This window comes from Pseudomonas sp. Marseille-Q5299 (genome assembly GCF_943737035.1).
In the GTDB taxonomy this organism is placed as follows: domain Bacteria; phylum Pseudomonadota; class Gammaproteobacteria; order Pseudomonadales; family Pseudomonadaceae; genus Aquipseudomonas; species Aquipseudomonas putida_E.
Genome location: NZ_CALSFR010000003.1, coordinates 153,517 through 174,545 on the forward strand (window position 1 = coordinate 153,517; position 21,029 = coordinate 174,545).

General features: G+C 62.0%; 20 protein-coding genes. 12 read left to right on the forward strand and 8 right to left on the reverse strand.

Annotated features, from left to right (window positions below; translation table 11 throughout):
* Positions 1 to 32 precede the first annotated feature (32 nt).
* The 3 genes from NGJ21_RS09365 to NGJ21_RS09375 all read left to right on the forward strand — a co-directional run bounded on the left by NGJ21_RS09365 (position 33) and on the right by NGJ21_RS09375 (position 2,989).
* Complete coding sequence (locus NGJ21_RS09365; RefSeq protein WP_046785122.1) at positions 33 to 488, forward strand: MaoC family dehydratase; 456 nt, start codon at positions 33 to 35, stop codon at positions 486 to 488.
* Positions 489 to 583: 95 nt separating this feature from the next.
* Complete coding sequence (locus NGJ21_RS09370; protein WP_115273489.1) at positions 584 to 2,317, forward strand: C13 family peptidase; 1,734 nt, start codon at positions 584 to 586, stop codon at positions 2,315 to 2,317.
* A 27-nt stretch (positions 2,318 to 2,344) separates the two neighbouring features.
* Positions 2,345 to 2,989: an oxidoreductase gene (locus NGJ21_RS09375; RefSeq protein WP_012312540.1), complete on the forward strand. Its 645-nt coding sequence runs from the start codon at positions 2,345 to 2,347 to the stop codon at positions 2,987 to 2,989.
* Positions 2,990 to 3,035: 46 nt separating this feature from the next.
* Here NGJ21_RS09375 and NGJ21_RS09380 read toward each other — a convergent pair whose 3' ends face one another.
* From NGJ21_RS09380 to NGJ21_RS09395, 4 genes are all read right to left on the reverse strand, one after another.
* Complete coding sequence (locus NGJ21_RS09380) at positions 3,036 to 3,302, reverse strand: YceK/YidQ family lipoprotein (RefSeq protein ID WP_404602079.1); 267 nt, start codon at positions 3,300 to 3,302, stop codon at positions 3,036 to 3,038.
* Between the two features lie 17 nt (positions 3,303 to 3,319).
* Positions 3,320 to 3,949, reverse strand: coding sequence for a flavin prenyltransferase UbiX (gene ubiX / locus NGJ21_RS09385; RefSeq protein ID WP_039603651.1), 630 nt, complete (start codon positions 3,947 to 3,949; stop codon positions 3,320 to 3,322).
* Complete coding sequence (mpl, locus tag NGJ21_RS09390) at positions 3,946 to 5,295, reverse strand: UDP-N-acetylmuramate:L-alanyl-gamma-D-glutamyl-meso-diaminopimelate ligase (protein ID WP_119688203.1); 1,350 nt, start codon at positions 5,293 to 5,295, stop codon at positions 3,946 to 3,948. The genes ubiX and mpl overlap by 4 nt, the downstream gene beginning before the upstream one ends.
* A gap of 66 nt (positions 5,296 to 5,361) precedes the next feature.
* On the reverse strand, positions 5,362 to 7,347 hold the full coding sequence (locus tag NGJ21_RS09395; protein ID WP_251962049.1) for a sigma-54-dependent Fis family transcriptional regulator: 1,986 nt from the start codon (positions 7,345 to 7,347) through the stop codon (positions 5,362 to 5,364).
* 256 nt (positions 7,348 to 7,603) lie between these two features.
* Here NGJ21_RS09395 and exaC point away from each other — a divergent pair, with 256 nt between their 5' ends.
* From exaC to NGJ21_RS09440, 9 genes are all read left to right on the forward strand, one after another.
* The gene (gene exaC, locus NGJ21_RS09400) at positions 7,604 to 9,124 is read left to right on the forward strand and encodes an acetaldehyde dehydrogenase ExaC (protein WP_046785116.1); all 1,521 of its coding nucleotides are present in this window, start codon (positions 7,604 to 7,606) and stop codon (positions 9,122 to 9,124) included.
* 168 nt (positions 9,125 to 9,292) lie between these two features.
* Positions 9,293 to 10,741: an ethanolamine permease gene (gene eat, locus NGJ21_RS09405; protein ID WP_039604782.1), complete on the forward strand. Its 1,449-nt coding sequence runs from the start codon at positions 9,293 to 9,295 to the stop codon at positions 10,739 to 10,741.
* A gap of 48 nt (positions 10,742 to 10,789) precedes the next feature.
* Positions 10,790 to 12,184 carry an ethanolamine ammonia-lyase subunit EutB gene (locus tag NGJ21_RS09410; protein ID WP_046785115.1) on the forward strand — a complete coding sequence of 465 codons (1,395 nt, stop codon included), beginning with the start codon at positions 10,790 to 10,792 and terminating at the stop codon, positions 12,182 to 12,184.
* 8 nt (positions 12,185 to 12,192) lie between these two features.
* Positions 12,193 to 13,011, forward strand: coding sequence for an ethanolamine ammonia-lyase subunit EutC (eutC, locus tag NGJ21_RS09415; RefSeq protein WP_251962050.1), 819 nt, complete (start codon positions 12,193 to 12,195; stop codon positions 13,009 to 13,011).
* 107 nt (positions 13,012 to 13,118) lie between these two features.
* A complete protein-coding gene (locus NGJ21_RS09420) occupies positions 13,119 to 13,577 on the forward strand; it encodes a GNAT family N-acetyltransferase (protein ID WP_012312531.1) in 459 nt (152 codons plus the stop codon).
* A gap of 191 nt (positions 13,578 to 13,768) precedes the next feature.
* Complete coding sequence (locus tag NGJ21_RS09425; RefSeq protein ID WP_012312530.1) at positions 13,769 to 14,416, forward strand: DedA family protein; 648 nt, start codon at positions 13,769 to 13,771, stop codon at positions 14,414 to 14,416.
* Positions 14,417 to 14,424: 8 nt separating this feature from the next.
* A complete protein-coding gene (locus tag NGJ21_RS09430) occupies positions 14,425 to 15,240 on the forward strand; it encodes a M90 family metallopeptidase (protein ID WP_251962051.1) in 816 nt (271 codons plus the stop codon).
* Between the two features lie 93 nt (positions 15,241 to 15,333).
* The gene (gene ppa / locus NGJ21_RS09435; RefSeq protein ID WP_003255365.1) at positions 15,334 to 15,861 is read left to right on the forward strand and encodes an inorganic diphosphatase; all 528 of its coding nucleotides are present in this window, start codon (positions 15,334 to 15,336) and stop codon (positions 15,859 to 15,861) included.
* 175 nt (positions 15,862 to 16,036) lie between these two features.
* Positions 16,037 to 16,738: a LexA family transcriptional regulator gene (locus tag NGJ21_RS09440; RefSeq protein WP_251962052.1), complete on the forward strand. Its 702-nt coding sequence runs from the start codon at positions 16,037 to 16,039 to the stop codon at positions 16,736 to 16,738.
* Positions 16,739 to 16,976: 238 nt separating this feature from the next.
* Here the strand turns inward: NGJ21_RS09440 and NGJ21_RS09445 are convergent, their stop codons facing one another.
* The 4 genes from NGJ21_RS09445 to NGJ21_RS09465 all read right to left on the reverse strand — a co-directional run bounded on the left by NGJ21_RS09445 (position 16,977) and on the right by NGJ21_RS09465 (position 20,963).
* Positions 16,977 to 17,240 carry a DUF3077 domain-containing protein gene (locus tag NGJ21_RS09445; RefSeq protein ID WP_046785111.1) on the reverse strand — a complete coding sequence of 88 codons (264 nt, stop codon included), beginning with the start codon at positions 17,238 to 17,240 and terminating at the stop codon, positions 16,977 to 16,979.
* Positions 17,241 to 17,362: 122 nt separating this feature from the next.
* Complete coding sequence (locus NGJ21_RS09450; protein ID WP_251962053.1) at positions 17,363 to 17,605, reverse strand: hypothetical protein; 243 nt, start codon at positions 17,603 to 17,605, stop codon at positions 17,363 to 17,365.
* Positions 17,606 to 18,201: 596 nt separating this feature from the next.
* On the reverse strand, positions 18,202 to 18,444 hold the full coding sequence (locus NGJ21_RS09460) for a hypothetical protein (RefSeq protein WP_115273483.1): 243 nt from the start codon (positions 18,442 to 18,444) through the stop codon (positions 18,202 to 18,204).
* 344 nt (positions 18,445 to 18,788) lie between these two features.
* Positions 18,789 to 20,963 (reverse strand): TonB-dependent siderophore receptor, encoded by a 2,175-nt coding sequence (locus NGJ21_RS09465; protein ID WP_251962054.1) that lies wholly within the window; start codon positions 20,961 to 20,963, stop codon positions 18,789 to 18,791.
* Positions 20,964 to 21,029: the final 66 nt, after the last annotated feature.

A 21,029-nucleotide genomic window follows, 5' to 3' on the forward strand; every position in this document is an offset into this window, starting at 1 on the left:
ACTCGTACCAAATGACAACCTGGAGAGTCGCGATGCCCTATGTACCGGTTACCGAGCTTTCGCAGTACGTTGGAAAGGAACTGGGACGTTCCGACTGGCTGAAGATCGACCAGCAACGCATCAACCTGTTCGCTGAGGCCACGGGCGATTTTCAATTCATCCATGTCGACCCTGACAAAGCGGCCAAGACACCCTTTGGCTGCACCATTGCCCATGGCTTCCTGACCTTGTCGCTGATTCCAAAGCTGATGGAAGACATACTGGTGCTGCCTGAAGGCCTGAAGATGGTGGTCAATTACGGGCTCGACAGTGTGCGTTTCATTCAGCCGGTGAAAGTCGGCAGCAAGGTGCGCCTGAAGGTGGATCTGGGTGAGGTGACCGAGAAGAAACCTGGGCAGTGGTTGCTCAAGGCTACCGCGACACTGGAGATCGAAGGCGAAGAGAAGCCGGCCTATATCGCCGAGCCGCTTTCGCTCTGCTTCGTCTGATCTTTTTTTGGGGGTCGCCACGCGGCCCCTGCCATGGCTGTCTCATCCGCCCCATTGTGCGGCATACTCGGCATAACTTTTGCCCGGATTCGGCCATGCGTGCTCTGTTGCCTCTCACCCTGACCCTGATGCTCGCTGCCTGTGGCGATGGCGAATCGCTGTTGCCACCGGATGCGCGCCTGCCCGACGGCGGTCGCTACAGGGGCCAGGTGGTTGACGGCTTGCTGCAAGGCGAAGGGCGCATCGACTATCCCAACGGCAGCTGGTACGCCGGCGGCTTCAAGGATGGCCAATGGCATGGCCAGGGCGAGTGGCATGGCAGCAATGGCGAGGTCTATCGCGGCCAGTTCGCCGCCGGCCTGTTTCAGGGCGTGGGCGACCTGACCACCCCCGGCAGCCACTATGCAGGCACCTTCAGCCACGGCCGTCGCGACGGCGAAGGTACGCTCAAGCAGGCGGACCAGACCTACCGCGGCCAGTTCAAGGACGATCAGTACCATGGCGCGGGTGAGCTCGAACTGGCGGACGGCAGCCGTTACCAGGGCTTGTTTGCCAGCGGCAAGCCCAATGGTGCCGGCGTACGCAGCGATGCCAGCGGCAATCAGTTCAGTGGCCGCTTCGTCGACGGTCTGTTGCAGGGCAGCGGCACCTACGACAGCGTCGATGGCGAGCAATATATCGGCGAGTTCAAGGACAACCGCCTGGAAGGTCGTGGCCGCTATGAAAACGCCGAAGGCGATGTCTGGATCGGCGAGTTCAAGGACGGCTCGCTGCTTGGCGAGGGGGAAATGCTGGGCAGCGATGGCAGCCACTACAAGGGCAGCTTCGTCGACTGGCGCCTGGCCGGCCAGGGCAGCCTGCAATTGCCCGATGGCAGCCGCTACGTCGGCGGCTTCGAAAACGACGCCTACCAGGGCCAGGGTAAACTGACCCTGGCCAGCGGCAAGGTGCAAAGCGGTTACTGGGTCAATGGTGTGCGCGTTCGCGACCACAACGGCAAACTGCTCCCCGACCCGCTGGAACTGGCCCTGCTCAATCAGGGCAAGCTACTGGATGAGGCGCTGGCGCGCGTACCGCGCTCCGCGCCGCCCATTGAGCTGTATAGCCTGGTGGTCGCCGGTGACGGCCAGCAGAGTGTATTTCTGCGCGAGGCCGACTACGTCAGCAATCTTTTGAAGGTGCGCTTCGGTGCCCACGGCCAGATCACGCTGGTCAACCACCGCGACCAGATGTCCACACGGCCCATGGCAACCCGCGAGAACCTTACCCGCGCCGCCCGCACACTGGCTGAGCGCACCGGCCCGCAGGACTTGGTGTTCATCTACCTGACCAGCCATGGCAGCCAGGACCACCAGTTGGTATTCGACCAACCACGCCTGCAGCTTGCCGACCTGTCCGCCGACGAACTGGCCAGCGCCTTGGCGCCGCTCAAAGAGCGCGACAAGGTGATCGTCATCTCCGCCTGCTATTCAGGGGGTTACATCGCCCCGCTCAAAGATGAGCGGACGATCATCATGACTGCCGCACGGGCGGACAGGGTGTCATTCGGCTGCTCGGAAGAGGCCGATTTCACCTATTTCGGCGAGGCTCTGTTTGCCCAGGCGCTGAACCAGACCGACGACCTCGAACAAGCGTTCGAACTGGCGCGCAGCAGTGTTGCCGAACGTGAGAAGAGGGAAGGTTTCGAAGCCTCCGAGCCACAGATCTGGGCACCATCAACCGTACTGGCACATTGGCAACGCTTGCGCCAGCAGCAAGCTGAAAAAGCCTTACGTAATGCCGCACAAGCGACTTCGCAGGGGCAGGAAAAAAGGCCAGCCCCGCACTAGACTTGTGTGTAACACAGGAGAGACATCATGTACTTGACGCCTCAGCATGTCCTGCTTGCCGGAGCCACGGGCCTGACGGGTGAACACCTGCTTGACCGCCTGCTCAACGAGCCCACCATCAGCCGCGTTCTGGCACCCACCCGCCGCCCCCTGGCCGAACACCCACACCTGGAAAACCCGGTCGGTGACCCTGCGGTGTTCCTACCGCAACTGGCCGGGCGCGTGGACATCGCTTACTGCTGCCTGGGCACTACCTTGAAGCAGGCCGGCTCCGAGCAGGCGTTCCGCGCCGTCGACCTGGACATGGTGGTGGCCTTCAGCAAGCGTGCACGGGAGATGGGTGCGCGCCACCTGCTGGTGGTCAGCGCCATCGGCGCCGATCCCAAGTCGTCGATCTTCTACAACCGGGTCAAGGGCGAAATGGAAGAGGCGCTCAAGGCGCAGGATTGGCCGCAACTGACGATTGTCAGGCCTTCGCTGCTGCTGGGTGAGCGCATTGCGCCGCGCTTGGGCGAACGGCTGGCTTCCCCGTTTGCACGGTTGATGCCGGGCAAGTATCGGGGCATCGAAGCCTGCACATTGGCGCGGGCGCTATGGCGCCTGGCGCTGGAGGAAGAGGACGGGATTCGGGTTGTCGAGTCGGATGAGCTGCGTAGATTAGGCAAGAAATAGCGCCCGCCTGAACGGCCCTGTCGCCGGCAAGCCGGCGACAGGGCCGTTACAGACCGCCAGTGGCCTGGAAGCCGATCCCGGCAGCCGTCAGCAACGATAATGGCAGCAGCAGGGTATCGAGCAGCATGCTCCCAGGCAGGTCCAGCCGCGGATACGCCGGCGCCTGAGCCCCGAAATGATCCTTGGGGCAGCACCCGCCATTGATCACGTACAAGTCCAGCCGGGTGCCGGCATACACCACCGGCGCGCCCGGTTTGTTGGCATCAAGCGTGCGCACCGTGGCACAGCCGTCAAGCAGCAGGACGGCCAGCATTGCAGGTAAAGTGCGCTTCAATCATCCGCCCCAAGATGATGCTCCCCCCAACGCGGCAACATGTCCTGCGGGATGTTCAGCAGGTTCAGAATGCGCGCCACGACGAAGTCGACCAGGTCATCGATGGTCTGCGGCTGGTGATAGAAGCCGGGCGCTGCCGGCAAGATCACCGCCCCCATCTGCGAGAGCTTGAGCATGTTCTCCAGATGGATGGTCGAGAATGGCGCCTCGCGCGGCACCAGGATCAGCTGGCGACGCTCCTTGAGGGTCACGTCGGCGGCACGTTCGATCAGGTTGTTGCAGGCCCCGGTGGCGATGGCCGACAAGGTGCCGGTGGAGCACGGCACCACCACCATGGCCGCCGGTGCGCCGGAGCCCGAGGCCACCGGCGACATCCAGTCCTCCTTGCCATACACGCGGATCTGCCCATCGGCAGCACCGGTGTACTCGGTCAGAAAGGCCTGCATGGCCTGAGGCTTGGGCGGCAGCAGCACGTCGGTCTCGGTGGACATCACCAATTGCGCGGCCTTGGAGATGAGGAAATGCACCTCACGGTCTTCGCGCACCAGGCAATCGAGCAGACGCAAGCCATACTGCGCGCCGGAGGCGCCGGTCATGGCCAGGGTGATGCGTTCCGGCCCGCTCACTTCAGGGCCTCGGCCAGCTTGCCATGCAGGCCGCCAAAGCCGCCATTGCTCATGATCACCACGTGTGTGCCCGGCCGCGCCTGGCCCTTGACCCGCTCGATGATCGCTTCGAGGCTGTCGGCGACCACGCTCGGCACCTTGCACTGCGCCGCAGTCGCCGCCAGGTCCCAGCCCAGGTTGGCTGGCGCATACCAGACTACCTGGTCGGCATCGTTGACGCTTTCCGGCAGGCCGTCACGGTGCGCGCCCAGCTTCATAGAGTTGGAACGAGGCTCGATGATGGCGATCACCGGTGCCTCGCCCACCCGCTTGCGCAGGCCGTCGAGGGTGGTGGCGATAGCCGTCGGATGGTGAGCGAAGTCGTCATAGATGGTCACGCCTTGAACTTCTGCGACCTTTTCCATGCGCCGCTTGACGCTCTTGAACGCGCTCAGGCCTTCAATGCCCATGGCAGGCACCACCCCCACGTGACGGGCAGCGGCCAATGTTGCCAGCGCGTTGGCAACGTTGTGCTGGCCGGTCAGGGCCCAGTCCACAACGCCTTGCGCTTGCCCCTCGAACAGCACTTCGAAGCGCGAGCCGTCGGCACTGAGCAAGCGCGCCTGCCATTGGCCACCCTCGCCGGTGGTCTGCACTGGCGTCCAGCAACCCATGCCGATTACCCGCTCCAGCGCCTGTTCGGTGGTCGGATGGATCACCAGGCCTTCGCTCGGAATGGTGCGCACCAAGTGATGGAACTGACGCTCGATGGAGGCCAGATCCGGGAAGATGTCCGCGTGGTCGAACTCAAGGTTATTGAGAATCGCAGTGCGCGGACGGTAGTGCACGAACTTCGAACGTTTGTCGAAGAACGCGCTGTCGTATTCGTCGGCCTCCACCACGAAGAACGGCGTATCGCCCAAGCGTGCCGACACCGAGAAGTTCTGCGGCACGCCACCGATCAGGAAGCCGGGGCTCATGCCGGCATGCTCCAGGACCCAGGCCAGCATGCTGCTGGTGGTGGTCTTGCCGTGGGTACCGGCCACGGCCAGCACCCAACGCCCCTGCAGCACATGGTCGGCCAGCCACTGGGGGCCGGAGACATAAGGCAGGCCTTTGTTGAGCACATGCTCCACCGCCGGGTTGCCCCGCGACATGGCGTTGCCGATCACCACCAGGTCCGGCGCCGGGTCCAGCTGGGCCGGGTCATAGCCTTGGGTCAGCTCGATGCCCTGGGCCTGGAGCTGGGTGCTCATCGGTGGGTAGACGTTGGCGTCCGAACCGGTCACACGGTGGCCGAGTTCTTTGGCCAGCACCGCCAGCGAACCCATGAAAGTGCCGCAAATACCGAGAATATGAATATGCATGGTCGACCTCGCAAAACTTCGAGGCAGGGTAGCCCAGGGCGCGGGAAATCGCACCCGCTGTTTCGCTCAGACGCCCCTGGCGATGCCGTGTTTGCGCAGTTTGCGATACAAGGTATTGCGGCTGATACCCAAGTGCTCGGCGACACGGGTCAGGTGCCAGCGGTTTGCCTCCAGTACGGATAACAGGGCCTGGCCCTCCGCCTGTAGGAGCGGCCTTGTGTCGCGAAAGGGCTGCGAAGCGGCCCCCGCAAACTGGGCAGCGTTATCGAAATCCTGGGGCCGCTCGGCGGCCCTTTCGCGACACAAGGCCGCTCCTACAGGGCTGGAAGTGTTGCGCACGATTGCGGGCAGATCCGCAAACGCGACATGACAATCCTCACACAATGCCACCAACGTACGCAGCACGTTGCGCATCTGGCGCACATTGCCCGGCCAGGCAAAATCCAGCAGCGCCTGGCGGGCGCTTGGCTCGATTTCGATGGCCTGGCCTTGCGCTTCCTGCCGCAACAGGAAATCCAGCAACTGAGCCTTGTCACTGCGCTCACGCACCGCCGGCATCGTCACTTCCAGGCCATTGAGCCGGTAATACAGGTCCTCGCGGAAGGTGCCCTGCTCCACCCGCTCAAGCAGGTCGCGGTGGGTAGCACTGACGATCCGCACATCGACCGCTTGCGGCTCACCACCGACCGGCACCACCTGACGTTCCTCCAGCACCCGTAGCAGACGGGTCTGCAGCGCCAGCGGCATGTCACCGATCTCGTCGAGCAACAATGTGCCGCCATCGGCCTGCAGCAGCTTGCCGCGCATGCCTTCCTTGCGCGCCCCGGTAAAACTGCCGCCGCGGTAACCGAACAACTCGCTCTCTATCAGGCTTTCGGGAATCGAGGCGCAGTTGACTGCCACGAACGGCTTGCCGCGTCGCTGGCTAGCGTGGTGCACTGCCTGGGCGAAGGCTTCCTTGCCACAACCGGTCTCGCCCGACACCAGCAGTGGCACATCACGCTCGAACACCCGCAGCGCACGCCGGAAATCACCCTGCAGCGCCGGGTCCATCAGACAAATGCCGGGGGCAGCCTCTGGCCGGGCTTCGGGCAAACCCGCCGGCACCGCCCACACCGGTGCCTTCGCCTGCCCGCGCAAGCTGGCAAATACCTGGCGACCATCACGCGTATACAGCGGCCAGGCCGTGCTGCCATTGGGCATGGCGCGGCTGAAGAGCTCATCATGGTTACAGGCAAAAAACATTTCCAGCGGCTTGCCCAGTACCCCGCCACGGACGGTGCCCAACAGGTTGAGGGCGCTCTGGTTGGCCGCGCAGACACGGCCATCGGCGTCGAACGCCAGCAGCCCTTCGCTGAACAACCCCACCGACTCGGCCTGCAGATGGAAGCGCAGCAACCATTGCTGCTCGAAGTGGCGCAGGAAGTAACAGCTCTCGATCATCTTTGCCGAAAGGTTGACCAGCGCCATGGTATGAAACTGGCTCTGACGCGAGACATCCGGCCTCGCCGATGACACATCGAGCACTGCCAGCAGCTCGCCATGCGGGTCGAAAACAGGGCTGGCCGAACAGGTCAGCCCGGTGTGCCGCCCGCGAAAGTGTTCGTTCTGATGGATGGTCAGCGCCTGGCGCTCGACCAGGCAGGTGCCGATGCCGTTGGTGCCTTCGCGCGCCTCGCTCCAGTCAGCGCCCAACCACAACCCTGCACGCTCGAAAATGCGCCGTTCGCTGGGTGCGGTGACACAATTGAGGATGACACCGCGCGCATCGGTCAGCAGTACCGCGTGCCCGGCACCTGATAGCTGCTGGTGCAGGCTGTTCATTTCATTGTCGGCGATTTTCAGCACCTGGTTCAGGCGCTCACGGCTTTCGAGCAGGCGGCCGTGTTCCAGCACGACCGGCGCCGCAAGCACCTCGGGATCAAGATGATAGTCCTCCAGGCATCGCAGCCAGGATCGGGCAATCGACGGGTCGCTACCGGCACCGCCGGCTTCGCCGTGGGCAACGGTATGCACTTGCTGGGCATGCCGACTGAGGTGGTGGCTCTGCATTGGTTTTTGTTCTCCGCAGATAGAGCGTCCTGCCAGCATCCTCCACCCGCCCGGGCTTTGCAATGCACCGCAATCAAGCGTGTCGCAAACGGTACAAAGTGTCACCCAGGCCGTGCCACTCCTGGGACAGCCCACTCTGCAGGCTCATCCAGAAACTGCGCAACCCCTTGATTCCAATGGCCCTCCCCACGCTGGCCCAACCTTTGCTCTACGCTTTCCAACTCCTCAACAAACACAATTAACCAGGAGACACACCATGCGTTATGCACATCCCGGTACCGAAGGCGCGAAGGTTTCCTTCAAGAGCCGCTACGGCAACTACATCGGTGGTGAATTCGTAGCTCCGGTCAAGGGGCAGTATTTCGACAACACCTCCCCGGTGAATGGCAAGCTGATCGCTGAATTCCCCCGCTCCACTGCCGAAGACATCGACAAGGCGCTCGACGCCGCCCACGCAGCCGCCGATGCCTGGGGCCGCACCTCGGTGCAGGACCGCTCCAACGTGCTGCTGAAGATCGCCGACCGCATCGAGCAGAACCTGGAAGTGCTGGCCATCGCCGAAACCTGGGACAACGGCAAGCCGGTCCGCGAAACCCTCAACGCCGACATCCCGCTGGCGGTCGATCACTTCCGCTACTTCGCCGGCTGCATACGCGCCCAAGAGGGCGGTGCCGCCGAGATCAACGAAAATACCGTGGCCTATCACATCCATGAGCCACTGGGCGTGGTCGGGCAGATCATCCCGTGGAACTTCCCGATCCTGATGGCCGCCTGGAAACTGGCCCCGGCCCTGGCCGCTGGCAACTGCGTGGTGCTCAAACCGGCCGAGCAGACCCCGCTGGGCATCACCGTGCTGGTAGAGCTGATTGGCGACCTGCTGCCGCCCGGCGTGCTCAACGTAGTCCAGGGCTATGGCCGCGAGGCCGGCGAAGCACTGGCCACCAGCAAGCGCATCGCCAAGATCGCCTTTACCGGCTCTACCCCGGTCGGCTCGCACATCATGAAATGCGCCGCCGAGAACATCATCCCGTCTACCGTCGAACTGGGCGGCAAATCACCCAACGTCTACTTCGAAGACATCATGCAGGCCGAGCCGAGCTTCATCGACAAGGCTGCCGAAGGCATGGTGCTGGCGTTCTTCAACCAAGGCGAGGTATGCACCTGCCCGTCGCGGGCGTTGGTGCAAGAGTCGATCTACCCGCAGTTCATGGAAGTGGTGATGAAGAAGGTGCTGCAGATCAAGCGCGGCGACCCGCTCGACACCGACACCATGGTCGGCGCCCAGGCTTCGCAACAGCAGTTCGAAAAAATTCTGTCGTACCTGCAGATCGCCCAGGATGAAGGCGCCGAACTGCTGACCGGTGGCAAGGTGGAGAAGCTGGAAGGCGCGTTGGCGACCGGTTACTACATCCAGCCGACGCTGCTCAAAGGCAACAACAAGATGCGCGTGTTCCAGGAAGAAATCTTCGGCCCGGTGGTCAGCGTCACCACCTTCAAGGACGAAGCCGAGGCACTGGCCATCGCCAACGACACCGAGTTCGGCCTTGGCGCCGGTGTATGGACCCGCGACATCAACCGCGCCTACCGCATGGGCCGCGGCATCAAGGCTGGCCGCGTATGGACCAACTGTTACCACCTGTACCCGGCGCACGCCGCGTTCGGCGGGTACAAAAAGTCCGGCGTGGGCCGTGAAACCCACAAGATGATGCTCGACCATTATCAGCAGACCAAGAACCTGCTGGTGAGCTACGACATCAACCCGCTGGGCTTCTTCTAAGCGGCAGCGGCAAGCTGCAAGCTGCAAGAAAAAGCGGATAGAACGCCAACCTGCTTTTTCTTGAGGCTTGTAGCTTGCGGCTTGTAGCTTGCATGGCTCGCTTCCTGCAGTACCCATCACCATCGGCCGGAACCCTTCCGGCCACCAAGAAAAAGAACAGGTGAAACTATGCCAAGCGATCAATCCTCCGGCGCACCGGCAGGCGCTTCCGTCGATTTCGAAAAGGTCGGTTCGGACTATTTCCAGCAACGTGAACTGAAAAAAGGCGCCGCCGGCTGGGTCCTGCTGGTGGGCCTGGGCGTCGCCTACGTGATCTCCGGCGACTATGCCGGCTGGAACTTCGGCCTCGCCCAAGGTGGCTGGGGCGGCATGTTCCTTGCCACCCTGCTGATGGCCACCATGTACCTGTGCATGTGCTTTTCGCTGGCCGAACTGTCCTCGATGATCCCTACCGCCGGGGGCGGCTATGGCTTTGCCCGCAGCGCCTTCGGGCCGTGGGGCGGCTTTCTGACAGGCACGGCGATCCTCATCGAGTACGCCATCGCTCCGGCAGCCATCGCGGTGTTCATCGGTGCCTACTGCCAGTCCCTGTTCGGCATTGGCGGCTGGATGATCTACCTGGCGTTCTACATCGTCTTTATCGGCATCCACATCTTCGGGGTCGGTGAAGCCCTGAAGCTGATGTTCATCATCACCGCCGTCGCCGCCATCGCCCTGGCTGTCTTCCTTGTGGGCATGGTGCCCCATTTTGATGCGGCGAACCTGTTCGACATCGCCCAGACCGACGCGGTCGGCGCCAGCAGCTTCCTGCCGTTCGGTTATGTTGGCGTGTGGGCGGCAATCCCCTACGCGATCTGGTTCTTCCTGGCGGTAGAAGGCGTGCCGCTGGCGGCCGAGGAAACCAAGAACCCGAAACGTGACCTGCCACGCGGCCTGATTGGCGCAATGCTGGTGTTGCTGGCGTTTGCCCTGCTGATCCTCGTGGTAGGCCCGGGTGGTGCGGGCTCCGAAGCGCTCAAAGCCTCCGGCAACCCACTGGTAGAAGCACTTTCCAAGGCGTATGGCGGTTCCACCTGGATGGGCGGCTTCGTCAACCTGGTTGGCCTGGCCGGTCTGATTGCCAGCTTCTTCTCGATCATCTATGCCTATTCGCGGCAGATCTTCGCCCTTTCCCGCGCCGGCTACCTGCCGCGCAAGCTGTCCGAAACCAACAAGAGCAAGGCCCCGGTACTGGCCCTGATCATCCCTGGCATCATCGGTTTCGGCCTGTCACTGACCGGCCAGGGCGACCTGCTGATCCTGGTTGCAGTGTTCGGTGCGACGCTGTCTTATGTACTGATGATGGCCGCGCACATCACCCTGCGCATCCGCCGGCCCAAGATGGAACGCCCCTATCGCACCCCTGGTGGCATCTTCACCTCGGGCGTAGCCCTGGTGCTGGCATGCATCGCCGTGGTCGCAGGCTTTTTGGTCGACCCACGGGTGGTGATTGGCGCCGCAGTGATCTATGCAGTACTGATTGCCTACTTTGCGTTCTACAGCCGCCACCACTTGGTTGCGGGTACACCGGAAGAGGAATTCGCCGCGATCCAGAAGGCCGAAGAGGCCCTGCACTGATTGCCGACACCTGCCGCGGGCACGCCCGCGGCACTCTGGAGATTCTGTATGGCAAGTTTCGTACACACGGTAGGCCACCTGGTCTACCGCTTCGACAGCCTCAAGGACGTGATGGCCAAAGCCAGCCCCGCACGTTCCGGGGATTACCTGGCTGGCGTTGCTGCCGCCAACGACGGTGAACGGGTGGCGGCGCAGATGGCACTGGCCAATATTCCGCTCAGCCACTTCCTCAGCGAAGCGCTCATCCCGTACGAGCAGGACGAAGTTACCCGCCTGATCATCGACACTCACGACGCCCAGGCCTTCGCCCCGGTCAGCCACCTCACCGTCGGCGGCCTGCGTGACTGGCTGCTCAGTGACGAAGCCGACGAGGACAGCCTGCGCGCCCTGGCGCCTGGCCTGACCCCGGAAATGGCCGCTGCTGTATCGAAGGTCATGCGCGTACAGGACCTGGTACTGGTGGCGCAGAAGATCCGTGTAGTCACCCGTTTTCGCGGCACCATGGGCTTGCGCGGGCGCCTGTCGACCCGCTTGCAGCCCAACCACCCCACTGACGAGCCGGCCGGGATTGCCGCCAGCATTCTCGATGGCCTGCTGTACGGCAATGGCGACGCCATGATCGGCATCAACCCGGCCACCGACAGCATCGCCTCGATCTGCGCCATGCTGGAAATGCTCGACGCCATCATCCAGCGCTACGACATTCCCACCCAGGCCTGCGTGCTGACCCACGTCACCACCTCGATCGAGGCAATCAACCGCGGCGTGCCGCTGGACCTGGTGTTCCAGTCGATTGCCGGCACCGAGGCGGCCAACGCCGGCTTTGGCATCAACCTCAACGTGCTTCAGGAAGGTTACGAGGCCGGGTTGTCGCTCAAGCGCGGCACGCTCGGGCAGAACCTCATGTATTTCGAAACCGGCCAGGGCAGCGCCCTGTCGGCCAACGCTCACCACGGCGTCGACCAGCAAACCTGCGAAACCCGCGCCTACGCAGTTGCCCGCCATTTCAAACCGTTTCTGGTCAACACCGTGGTCGGCTTCATCGGCCCCGAGTACCTGTACAACGGCAAGCAGATCATCCGTGCCGGCCTTGAGGACCACTTCTGCGGCAAGCTGCTGGGCGTGCCGATGGGGTGCGACATCTGCTACACCAACCACGCCGAGGCCGACCAGGACGACATGGACACCCTACTGACCCTGCTGGGTGTGGCCGGGATCAACTTCATCATGGGCATCCCCGGTTCCGACGACATCATGCTCAACTACCAGACCACCTCGTTCCATGACGCGCTGTATGCGCGCCAGACCCTGGGCCTCAAGCCCGGGCCTGAGTTCGAGGCATGGTTGCAGCGCACCGGCATATTCACCCAGGCCGATGGCCGGGTGCGCTTTGGCGACAACCTGCCGCCGGCGTTCCGCCAGGCCTTGGCGCAGCTGGCATAGAGGTGACCATGGACCATCAGACGCCCACCCCCGAAAACCCTTGGCAGGCCCTTCGCAGCCTGACCCCGGCACGTATCGCCCTTGGGCGTAGCGGCATCAGCCTGCCAACCGGCGCCCAGCTGGACTTCCAGTTCGCCCACGCCCAGGCCCGCGATGCCGTGCACCTGGCATTCGACCACACGGCACTGAGCGAACAATTGAAGGAACGCGGGCGTGACAGCCTGGTACTGCACAGCGCCGCCAGCGACCGCAACCAGTACCTGCAACGCCCGGACCTGGGCCGGCGCCTGAACGATCGCTCGGTGGAACAGTTGCGCCAGCACGCCCAGACCAACCCTGGCGGCTGCGACCTTGCCATCGTGGTGGCCGACGGCCTCTCGGCCCTGGCCGTGCATCGCCATACCTTGCCGTTCCTGGCCCGTTTCGAGGAACAGGCCGCTGCCGATGGCTGGACCAGCGCACCGGTGGTGTTGGTGGAGCAAGGCCGGGTAGCCGTGGCCGACGAAGTGGGCCAACTGCTGGGGGCGCGCATGACCGTAATGCTGATCGGCGAGCGCCCCGGGCTCAGTTCACCCGACAGTTTGGGTTTGTATTTCACCTACGCGCCAAAGGTGGGCCTGACCGACGCTTACCGCAACTGCATCTCCAACGTGCGCCTGGAAGGCCTGAGCTACGGCATGGCCGCGCATCGCCTGCTATACCTGATGCGCGAGGCCTGTCGCCGACAGCTATCTGGCGTGAATCTTAAGGACGAAGCGGAGGTCCATACTATCGACAGTGAAAACACCTCTAATCAAAAAGGCAATTTCCTACTCGGTGAAGGGTAAAGAACATGTCACGGACGGTGGATTGCGCTTCTGGCCGGCATTGGGCAGCATGCGATTGAAAGCTGCTGGCATTCCGCTGTTTCCCAAATGGACTCTGAGGGCCGCACATGCGCATTATCAAGGCAACCCTGGAACACCTCGACCTGCTCACCCCGCTGTTCGTCCGATACCGCGAGTTCTATGGGCAACTGCCATACCCGGACAGCTCGCGCAAATTCCTGGAAACGCGCCTCAAACGCGACGAGTCGGTCATTTACCTGGCACTGCCGGACGATGACGACGCCAAACTGCTGGGCTTCTGCCAGCTCTACCCGAGCTTCTCGTCGCTGTCGCTCAAGCGGGTATGGATTCTCAATGACATCTATGTGGCCGAAGACTCACGTCGCATGCTGGTGGCTGACCACCTGATCCGTGAAGCCAAGAAAATGGCCAAGGATACCCAGGCCGTGCGCATGCGGGTTTCGACCAGCGCCAACAACGAGGTGGCGCAGAGGACCTATGAATCCATCGGTTTTCGCAAGGATACCGAGTTCGAAAGCTACATCTTGCCGATCAGCCAAGACTGATCAGTACTGGCCCGGGCGCCGGCTGGCCGGCGATCGGGCCGGTACCTGCACCCTCAGTAACCCCCCGCTACAAACTCTCCGGGCATCCTCGCGACTTGGCCGTATAATGCCTGCTCCTGGCATGTCTGAAAATTTACCCTACCGCAAGTCCGCTCGCCCGTAGCTGCGGGTCAAGAACACAGGTGCTGTACATGGATTTCAACCCGCTGGACCTCATCCTGCATCTCGATGCCTACCTTGATCTGCTGGTCACCAATTACGGCCCCTGGATCTACGCCATCCTGTTCACCGTGATTTTCTGCGAGACCGGCCTGGTGGTAATGCCCTTCCTGCCGGGTGATTCACTGCTGTTCATCGCCGGCGCCGTGGCCGCAGGTGGCGGCATGGACCCGGTGCTGCTGGCCGGCCTGCTGATGGCTGCGGCAATCATGGGTGACAGCACCAATTACGTGATCGGGCGAACGGCCGGTGAACGGCTGTTCAACAAACCCGATTCGAAAATTTTCCGTCGCGACTACCTGCAGCGCACCCATGAATTCTATGAACGCCATGGTGGCAAAACCGTGACCCTGGCGCGCTTCCTGCCGATCCTGCGCACCTTCGCGCCGTTCGTCGCTGGCATCGCCCACATGCATTACCCACGCTTCCTGGCCTTCAGCGTTGCAGGCTCGCTGCTGTGGGTCGGCGGCCTGGTGACCCTCGGCTACTTCTTCGGCAACGTGCCATTCATCAAGCAGCACCTTTCGCTGATGGTGGTCGGCATCATCTTCCTGTCGCTGGTACCCATGGTCCTGGGCCTGCTGCGCGGGCGCCTGGGCCGCACCGCCAAGGCACACTGACGAACGCCATGTGGTCCTTCAGCGCCTGGCGGCGCAAGCGCACGCTGGCGCGCTACCCGGTCGATCCACAGCAATGGCAGGTGATCCGTGAACGCCTGCCGATGCTCGACGGCATCAGCGACGACGAAGACCGTCGGCTACGTGATGCCTGCATCCTGTTCCTGCTCGACAAGCACCTGACCACCCTGCCCGGCGTCGAGCTGAATGATCAGCAACGCCTGTTCCTCGCCGCCCAGGCCCAGCTACCGCTGTTGCACCTGGGGGAACTCAACTGGTACCAGGGTTTTCACGAGATCATCCTCTACCCGGACGACTTCAAGAGCCCCCAGCGCCATCGCGACGCCAGTGGCGTGGAGCATGTCTGGGATGGCGAACACAGCGGCGAGGCCTGGCAGCAGGGCCCGGTGATCATGGCCTGGGCCGGGGTGCTGGCCAGCGGCGGCTGGGAAGCCTACAACCTGGTGATCCACGAGCTGGCGCACAAGCTCGACATGCTCAATGGCGATGCCAATGGCCTGCCACCGCTGCACAGTGACATGCAGGTTGAAGACTGGGCCACGGCCATGCAGCAGGCGTATGACGACCTCAACCGCCAGCTGGACGCCGACCCTGAAACGCAAACGGCCATCGACCCTTATGCGGCCGAAAACCCGGCAGAATTCTTTGCCGTCACCAGCGAGTACTTCTTCAGCGCCCCCGACCTCTTGCAGCAGGCTTATCCACAGGTGTACCGGCAACTCTCGCTGTTCTACCGCCAGGACCCTCTGGCGCGCCTGACGCGGTTGCAGGCCGAGCACCCGGACTACCGCGAAAGCCACGCCTGAGGCGCCCGCGCATCAGGTCGGGCGTGGCATGCCCTGGCCGAATGTGCCTATAATCGCCGCCACTTTTTTGATCAAACACGGGGGCACTGCCCAATGAGCTACAGCAAGATTCCGGCTGGCAAAGACCTGCCGAACGACATCTACGTCGCCATCGAGATCCCGGCCAACCACGCGCCGATCAAGTACGAAATCGACAAGGACAGCGATACCCTGTTCGTCGACCGCTTCATGGCTACCCCGATGTTCTACCCGGCCAACTACGGCTTCATCCCGAACACCCTGGCCGACGACGGTGATCCGCTGGACGTGCTGGTGGTTACGCCTTACCCGGTCGCCCCAGGTTCGGTCATCCGCGCCCGCCCGGTCGGCGTTCTGAACATGACCGACGACGGCGGCGGCGACGCCAAGGTCATCGCTGTTCCGCACGACAAGCTGTCGCAGCTGTACGTTGACGTGAAGGAATACACCGACCTGCCAGCACTGCTGATCCAGCAGATCGAGCACTTCTTCGCGAACTACAAAGATCTCGAGAAGGGCAAGTGGGTCAAGATCGAAGGCTGGGAAGGCGCCGACGCCGCCCGCGCCGCGATCACCAAATCGGTCGCTGCCTACAAGGGCTGATACCGGTTGCACCAAGCCCCGCTTCGGCGGGGCTTTTTTGTGCGCGCTGTCCCGCAAACAGTAAAAGATCCTACGTTGTCCTAATCCAACAGCCTACAACACGGCATTTTTCTTACACGTCACGTCAACACCCGGTTCATATCCCTACTGGCACCGCGCCGCTACACTCGGCTGCATGAAAACCTCCGGTGACCGCCTCAAGGCCCTCCTCCACGAGTGTGGCCTGACCCCTTCCGACTTCGCCGCCCAGCGCGGTGTGACGCCCCAGCACGTCAACAACTGGTTCAAACGCGGCGTTCCCCTGGCTCGCCTGGACGAACTGGCCGACCTGTTCTGCGTTCACCGCCGCTGGCTACGCTGTGGCGAAGGCCCCAAACACCCCAGCTCGATCCTGCGCAGCTGTGCCCTGCCGCTCGCCTCGGACAATTCGCCCACCTCGCTATCGACCCGGGCCACCCGGCTCTTGCAAGTGCCGTTTCAGCAAGTGCACGACGGCAAGCTGGTGGCTCTGGACGGCAAATACCTGCAACTCCCGGTTGAGGCGCTGCAGGCCTTGGGCGTGGCAACAGAAAATGTCGTCTGCCTGGCCATGCCAAGTCAAAACATGGCGCCGTGGGTGCCACGCGACGCGATACTGGCCATTGACGTCAGCCAGACCCGGGTCAAGGACGGTGAAACCTATGCCCTGCTGCACAATGGCGCACTCAGGGTGAACAGCCTCAGCCTCGGCCACAAGGGCACCCTGTGCCTGCACAGCCATGACCGGCGCAACTACACCGTGGAACGCTTCACCCCTGCCCAGCGCCAGGCACAGCACTTGAAGATACTTGGCTGGGTTTTCCACTGGTCGCATTTTTGCCAGCAACGCCCCGAATGAAACACCCTGTGCCATTTTTTGCTGGGCATCCTGTGCAGGCCCTTGTATGCTACGCGCCACATTCAGCCCCGACCGGCGCAAGCCGCAGTCCAGAGGGCTCGGCAACGTTTCACACGAACGTTCGCCATCTCTTTCAGGCCCTTGATGGCCACACAGTTAAGGCGGTTGCGGCTTACCATAAATTAGCCGGAAGCGTCCCCGAGAAGCCGGCCACAAGCCGGCTTTTTAATGCCTGCTGTTAATGCATCATGCCCAACTCGGCATCATCCATCAGCGCCTTGGCCATGGCACTGAGGTAATGCGAAGCCCATATCATCATGGGTTTCTCATCCATCAGGCCAATTATGGTCAGTTCCCGCACATACCCCATCAACTCCGACGCTTGCTCCCGGGCATCCTGGCATGGAATGCCGGCTTCGATGCGGAACAGTGGGTGGCTGTGGTCTTCACCCTGGAAGAAGGTGGTCTTGCCGACAGTGAATTTGGTCGTGTGAGTGGTCATTGCTCAAACTCCTTGAAATTTCCGCTGCCCGGCCTGGCCTCATCGCCGGCAAGCCGGCTCCTACAATGCCCGCAGCGCTGCTGAGCCCTGTGGGCCGGCTCAGGCGGCAGATCATTTAAGCCTTAATGCAAGGTCCGAGGGCCTGTGGGCATCTGCACCTGGATCAGCGCCGATTCGAGCAAAACCCGTAGCGCCTCCATTTCATCCAGCGAGGTCATCATCAAGATCGATACCGGGGACTTGGGGTGCAGCAGCAGTGCCTGGTGCACCACGGTCGTGGCGCACAGCGCATAGTCCGCGGCCTGGATCAGGGTGTCTTCAAGGGAATGATTATCATGGGGTGGGTCGGGGACAATTTTAAGCATGGCGTAGCCCTCTGTGGATTCACTAGAGCCGCACTCATGACTTGCAGTGTGATGGGTGGCGGCCACGTACGGGTCTGCAAGACCGGACAGAGAACGAAAACCGGCAGGTTCGAAAACCTCCCGTACGCAGCCACCGTCAAACGTGCTCAATGGCAAACCATTGGCTTTCGGTGATAAGCATGCGTTTTCTGTGCGGGCTTGCAGGCCCGGTCGCTGATTTGGCAACGACGGGCCCAGACTAGGCCGCAGAGAAAAGCAGCACAATGCCGAAAAGGCGGTAGCAAGCTATTTCAGAAATGGACTACAAGCAACGGTAAAAATCTGAATATTTCCTGGGAAATACGTCAGAAATCGTAACGTGCACCAACCATCATGCTGCGCGAAGGCCCATAGAAGTTGAACGTCGAAATCCACCCCACCCGCGACAGGTAATCGCGGTCGAACAGGTTGTTCACGTTGAAGGTGGCCGTCAGCGTCGAGGTCTCCTTGAAATTTCCGCTGCCCGGCCTGGCCTCATCGCCGGCAAGCCGGCTCCTACAATGCCCGCAGCGCTGCTGAGCCCTGTGGGCCGGCTCAAGCGGCAGATCATTTAAGCCTTAATGCAAGGTCCGAGGGCCTGTGGGCATCTGCACCTGGATCAGCGCCGATTCGAGCAAAACCCGTAGCGCCTCCATTTCATGCAGCGAGGTCATCATCAAGATCGATACCGGGGACTTGGGGTGCAGCAGCAGTGCCTGGTGCACCACGGTCGTGGCGCACAGCGCATAGTCCGCGGCCTGGATCAGGGTGTCTTCAAGGGAATGATTATCATGGGGTGGGTCGGGGACAATTTTAAGCATGGCGTAGCCCTCTGTGGATTCACTAGAGCCGCACTCATGACTTGCAGTGTGATGGGTGGCGGCCACGTACGGGTCTGCAAGACCGGACAGAGAACGAAAACCGGCAGGTTCGAAAACCTCCCGTACGCAGCCACCGTCAAACGTGCTCAATGGCAAACCATTGGCTTTCGGTGATAAGCATGCGTTTTCTGTGCGGGCTTGCAGGCCCGGTCGCTGATTTGGCAACGACGGGCCCAGACTAGGCCGCAGAGAAAAGCAGCACAATGCCGAAAAGGCGGTAGCAAGCTATTTCAGAAATGGACTACAAGCAACGGTAAAAATCTGAATATTTCCTGGGAAATACGTCAGAAATCGTAACGTGCACCAACCATCATGCTGCGCGAAGGCCCATAGAAGTTGAACGTCGAAGTCGATCCCACCCGCGACAGGTAATCGCGGTCGAACAGGTTGTTGACGTTGAAGGTGGCCGTCAGCTTCGAGGTGACCGGGTACGACAGCATCGCATCCACCGTGGCATAACCCGGTGCATCGATGCGCACGCCGCCGCTCTCGGAATGGAAGTTGCTCATCGCCGAGACGCCGCCACCAATGGCCAGCCCGGTCAAAGGCCCTTGGCTGATGGTGTACTTGCTCCACAGCGACGCCTGGTTGCGCGGCATGATGAAGAAGGTGGTTTCGGCATCACCGTCGAGGGTTTCGGTTTCCATCCAGGTGTAGCCCGCCAGCAGCTCCCAGTTCGGCGTCAGCTTGCCGCTGACTTCCACTTCGGCGCCCTTCACGCGGGTCTTGCCCGATGCCACGGAGAAACCGGTGTCTACGCCATCTTCATCATATTCGGTGCTGGCGCGGTTCTCGTCGGTCAAACGGAATACCGAGACACGCGTATTGAGGTCGCCGCCAAAGTAACTGCTCTTGAGGCCAAACTCATACTGCTCGCCTTCACGCGGTTTGAGTACGCGGCCATTGCTGTCGGTATCTGACTGCGGCTTGAATACCTGCGAATAGCTGGCATACAGCGCATGGTTTTCGGTCAGGTCGTAGACCACGCCACCGTACGGTGTGAACCGTCCATCCACGCGTTTGTTGTCATCGACAGTCGAAGCAGTGCTCAGGGTAGTGGTGTAGAAATCACCGCGATACCAGCTGAAGCGGCCACCAGCAATCAGCGCCAAACGCTCGACCGGGCGGAAGGTGACCTTGGAGTACAGGCCGTACTCTTCCTCCTGCATACCGGTTTCGGTGCTGTAGTTCGGTGACGGCTTGGCGAACTGGGTCGGCGAGTAGCTGTTGACGTTGATGGCCCCCAGGTTGGTGGTGCCGTTGAGGTACTCGGTGTCGTAGTTCTTGTAGTCGGTACCCACCACGAATTCGCTGACCTGGCCGAAGGTTTCGAACGGCTGGCTGTAGCTGGCATCCAGCGAATAGGTATCCTGGGTGAAGTCTCGGGCGCTGGCGCGCTCGGAGTTGGCACCGGTGGTGGCATTGGTCGCAGTGAAGGCATAGAGGTAGTTGGTGTCGCGGTGCGAGCCACGGGCGGCGATACGGCCATAACCACCGTTGTCAAAGCGGTGCGTCAACTCGGCAACCAGGTCGGTGGTCTTGCCGTCGAAGTAGTTCCAGTCAGCGCCAAGGAACTTCGAATGGCTGAAATCCGGGACCTCACCAGACAGCGTTGCCGGGTAGCCGTTGTGCGGGGTGATGTTCTTCACTTCGTGGATCAGGCCGAACGATAGCTGGGTGTCGTCATCAAGGTCGATGTCCAGCGCGCCGTAGTAGCTGTTGCTGGTATTGGCGTTGTAGTCCACTTCACCATTGGTGTCGTCCCGCGATGCAACGAATCGCCCGCGCACCCGGCCTGCATCATCCAGCGGCCCACTCAGGTCGATTTCTTCGTGGTTGGTGTCCCAGGTGCCGTAGCTGGCTTCGACGTGGCCCTGGAAATCGGCGGTTGGGCGCTTGCGCACCATGTTGACGATACCGCCCAGCTCGCTGGTGCTGCTGAACAACCCCGCCGGGCCGCGCATGATCTCCACACGGTCGAATGCCGCCAGCGACGGCACGGTGCCAAAAATACTGGCCATGGGCGCCGGCAGGCCGTCGATGTTGAACTCGCTGTACTCGTAACCACGGGCATAGATCGATGACCGCCCGCTGTCGTTGGTCAGGGTGCGCAGGCCCGCGGTGTACTTGGCCAGGTCATCGAGGTGCACGAACTGGCGGTCTTTGAGGTAGTCCTGGGTGTAAACGGTGACCGACTGCGGTATTTCCTTGAGCGACGCTGGGGTCTTGGTGCCCACCGTGGCAGCGTCGACGCTGTAACCGCCGGTTTCTTCCGAAGGCAGCATGTCGTACAGGCGGTTGCCTTCGATGGTCAGCGCCGGCAGGTCGAGCGAGCTGTCCGCAGCAACCTCACTGGCGACCGTTTCGGCCAGTGCCGACAAAGAAAACGGCGCCAACAACCCCAGCATCAGCCAGCCCCGCACCCGTCGGGGGCTTCCCACACCTTTGAAACCGCTCATGACACACCTTCCGCCCAAATGATATTTAATCGCAAACGAAACACGTTGCTTTTTGCGAACGATACC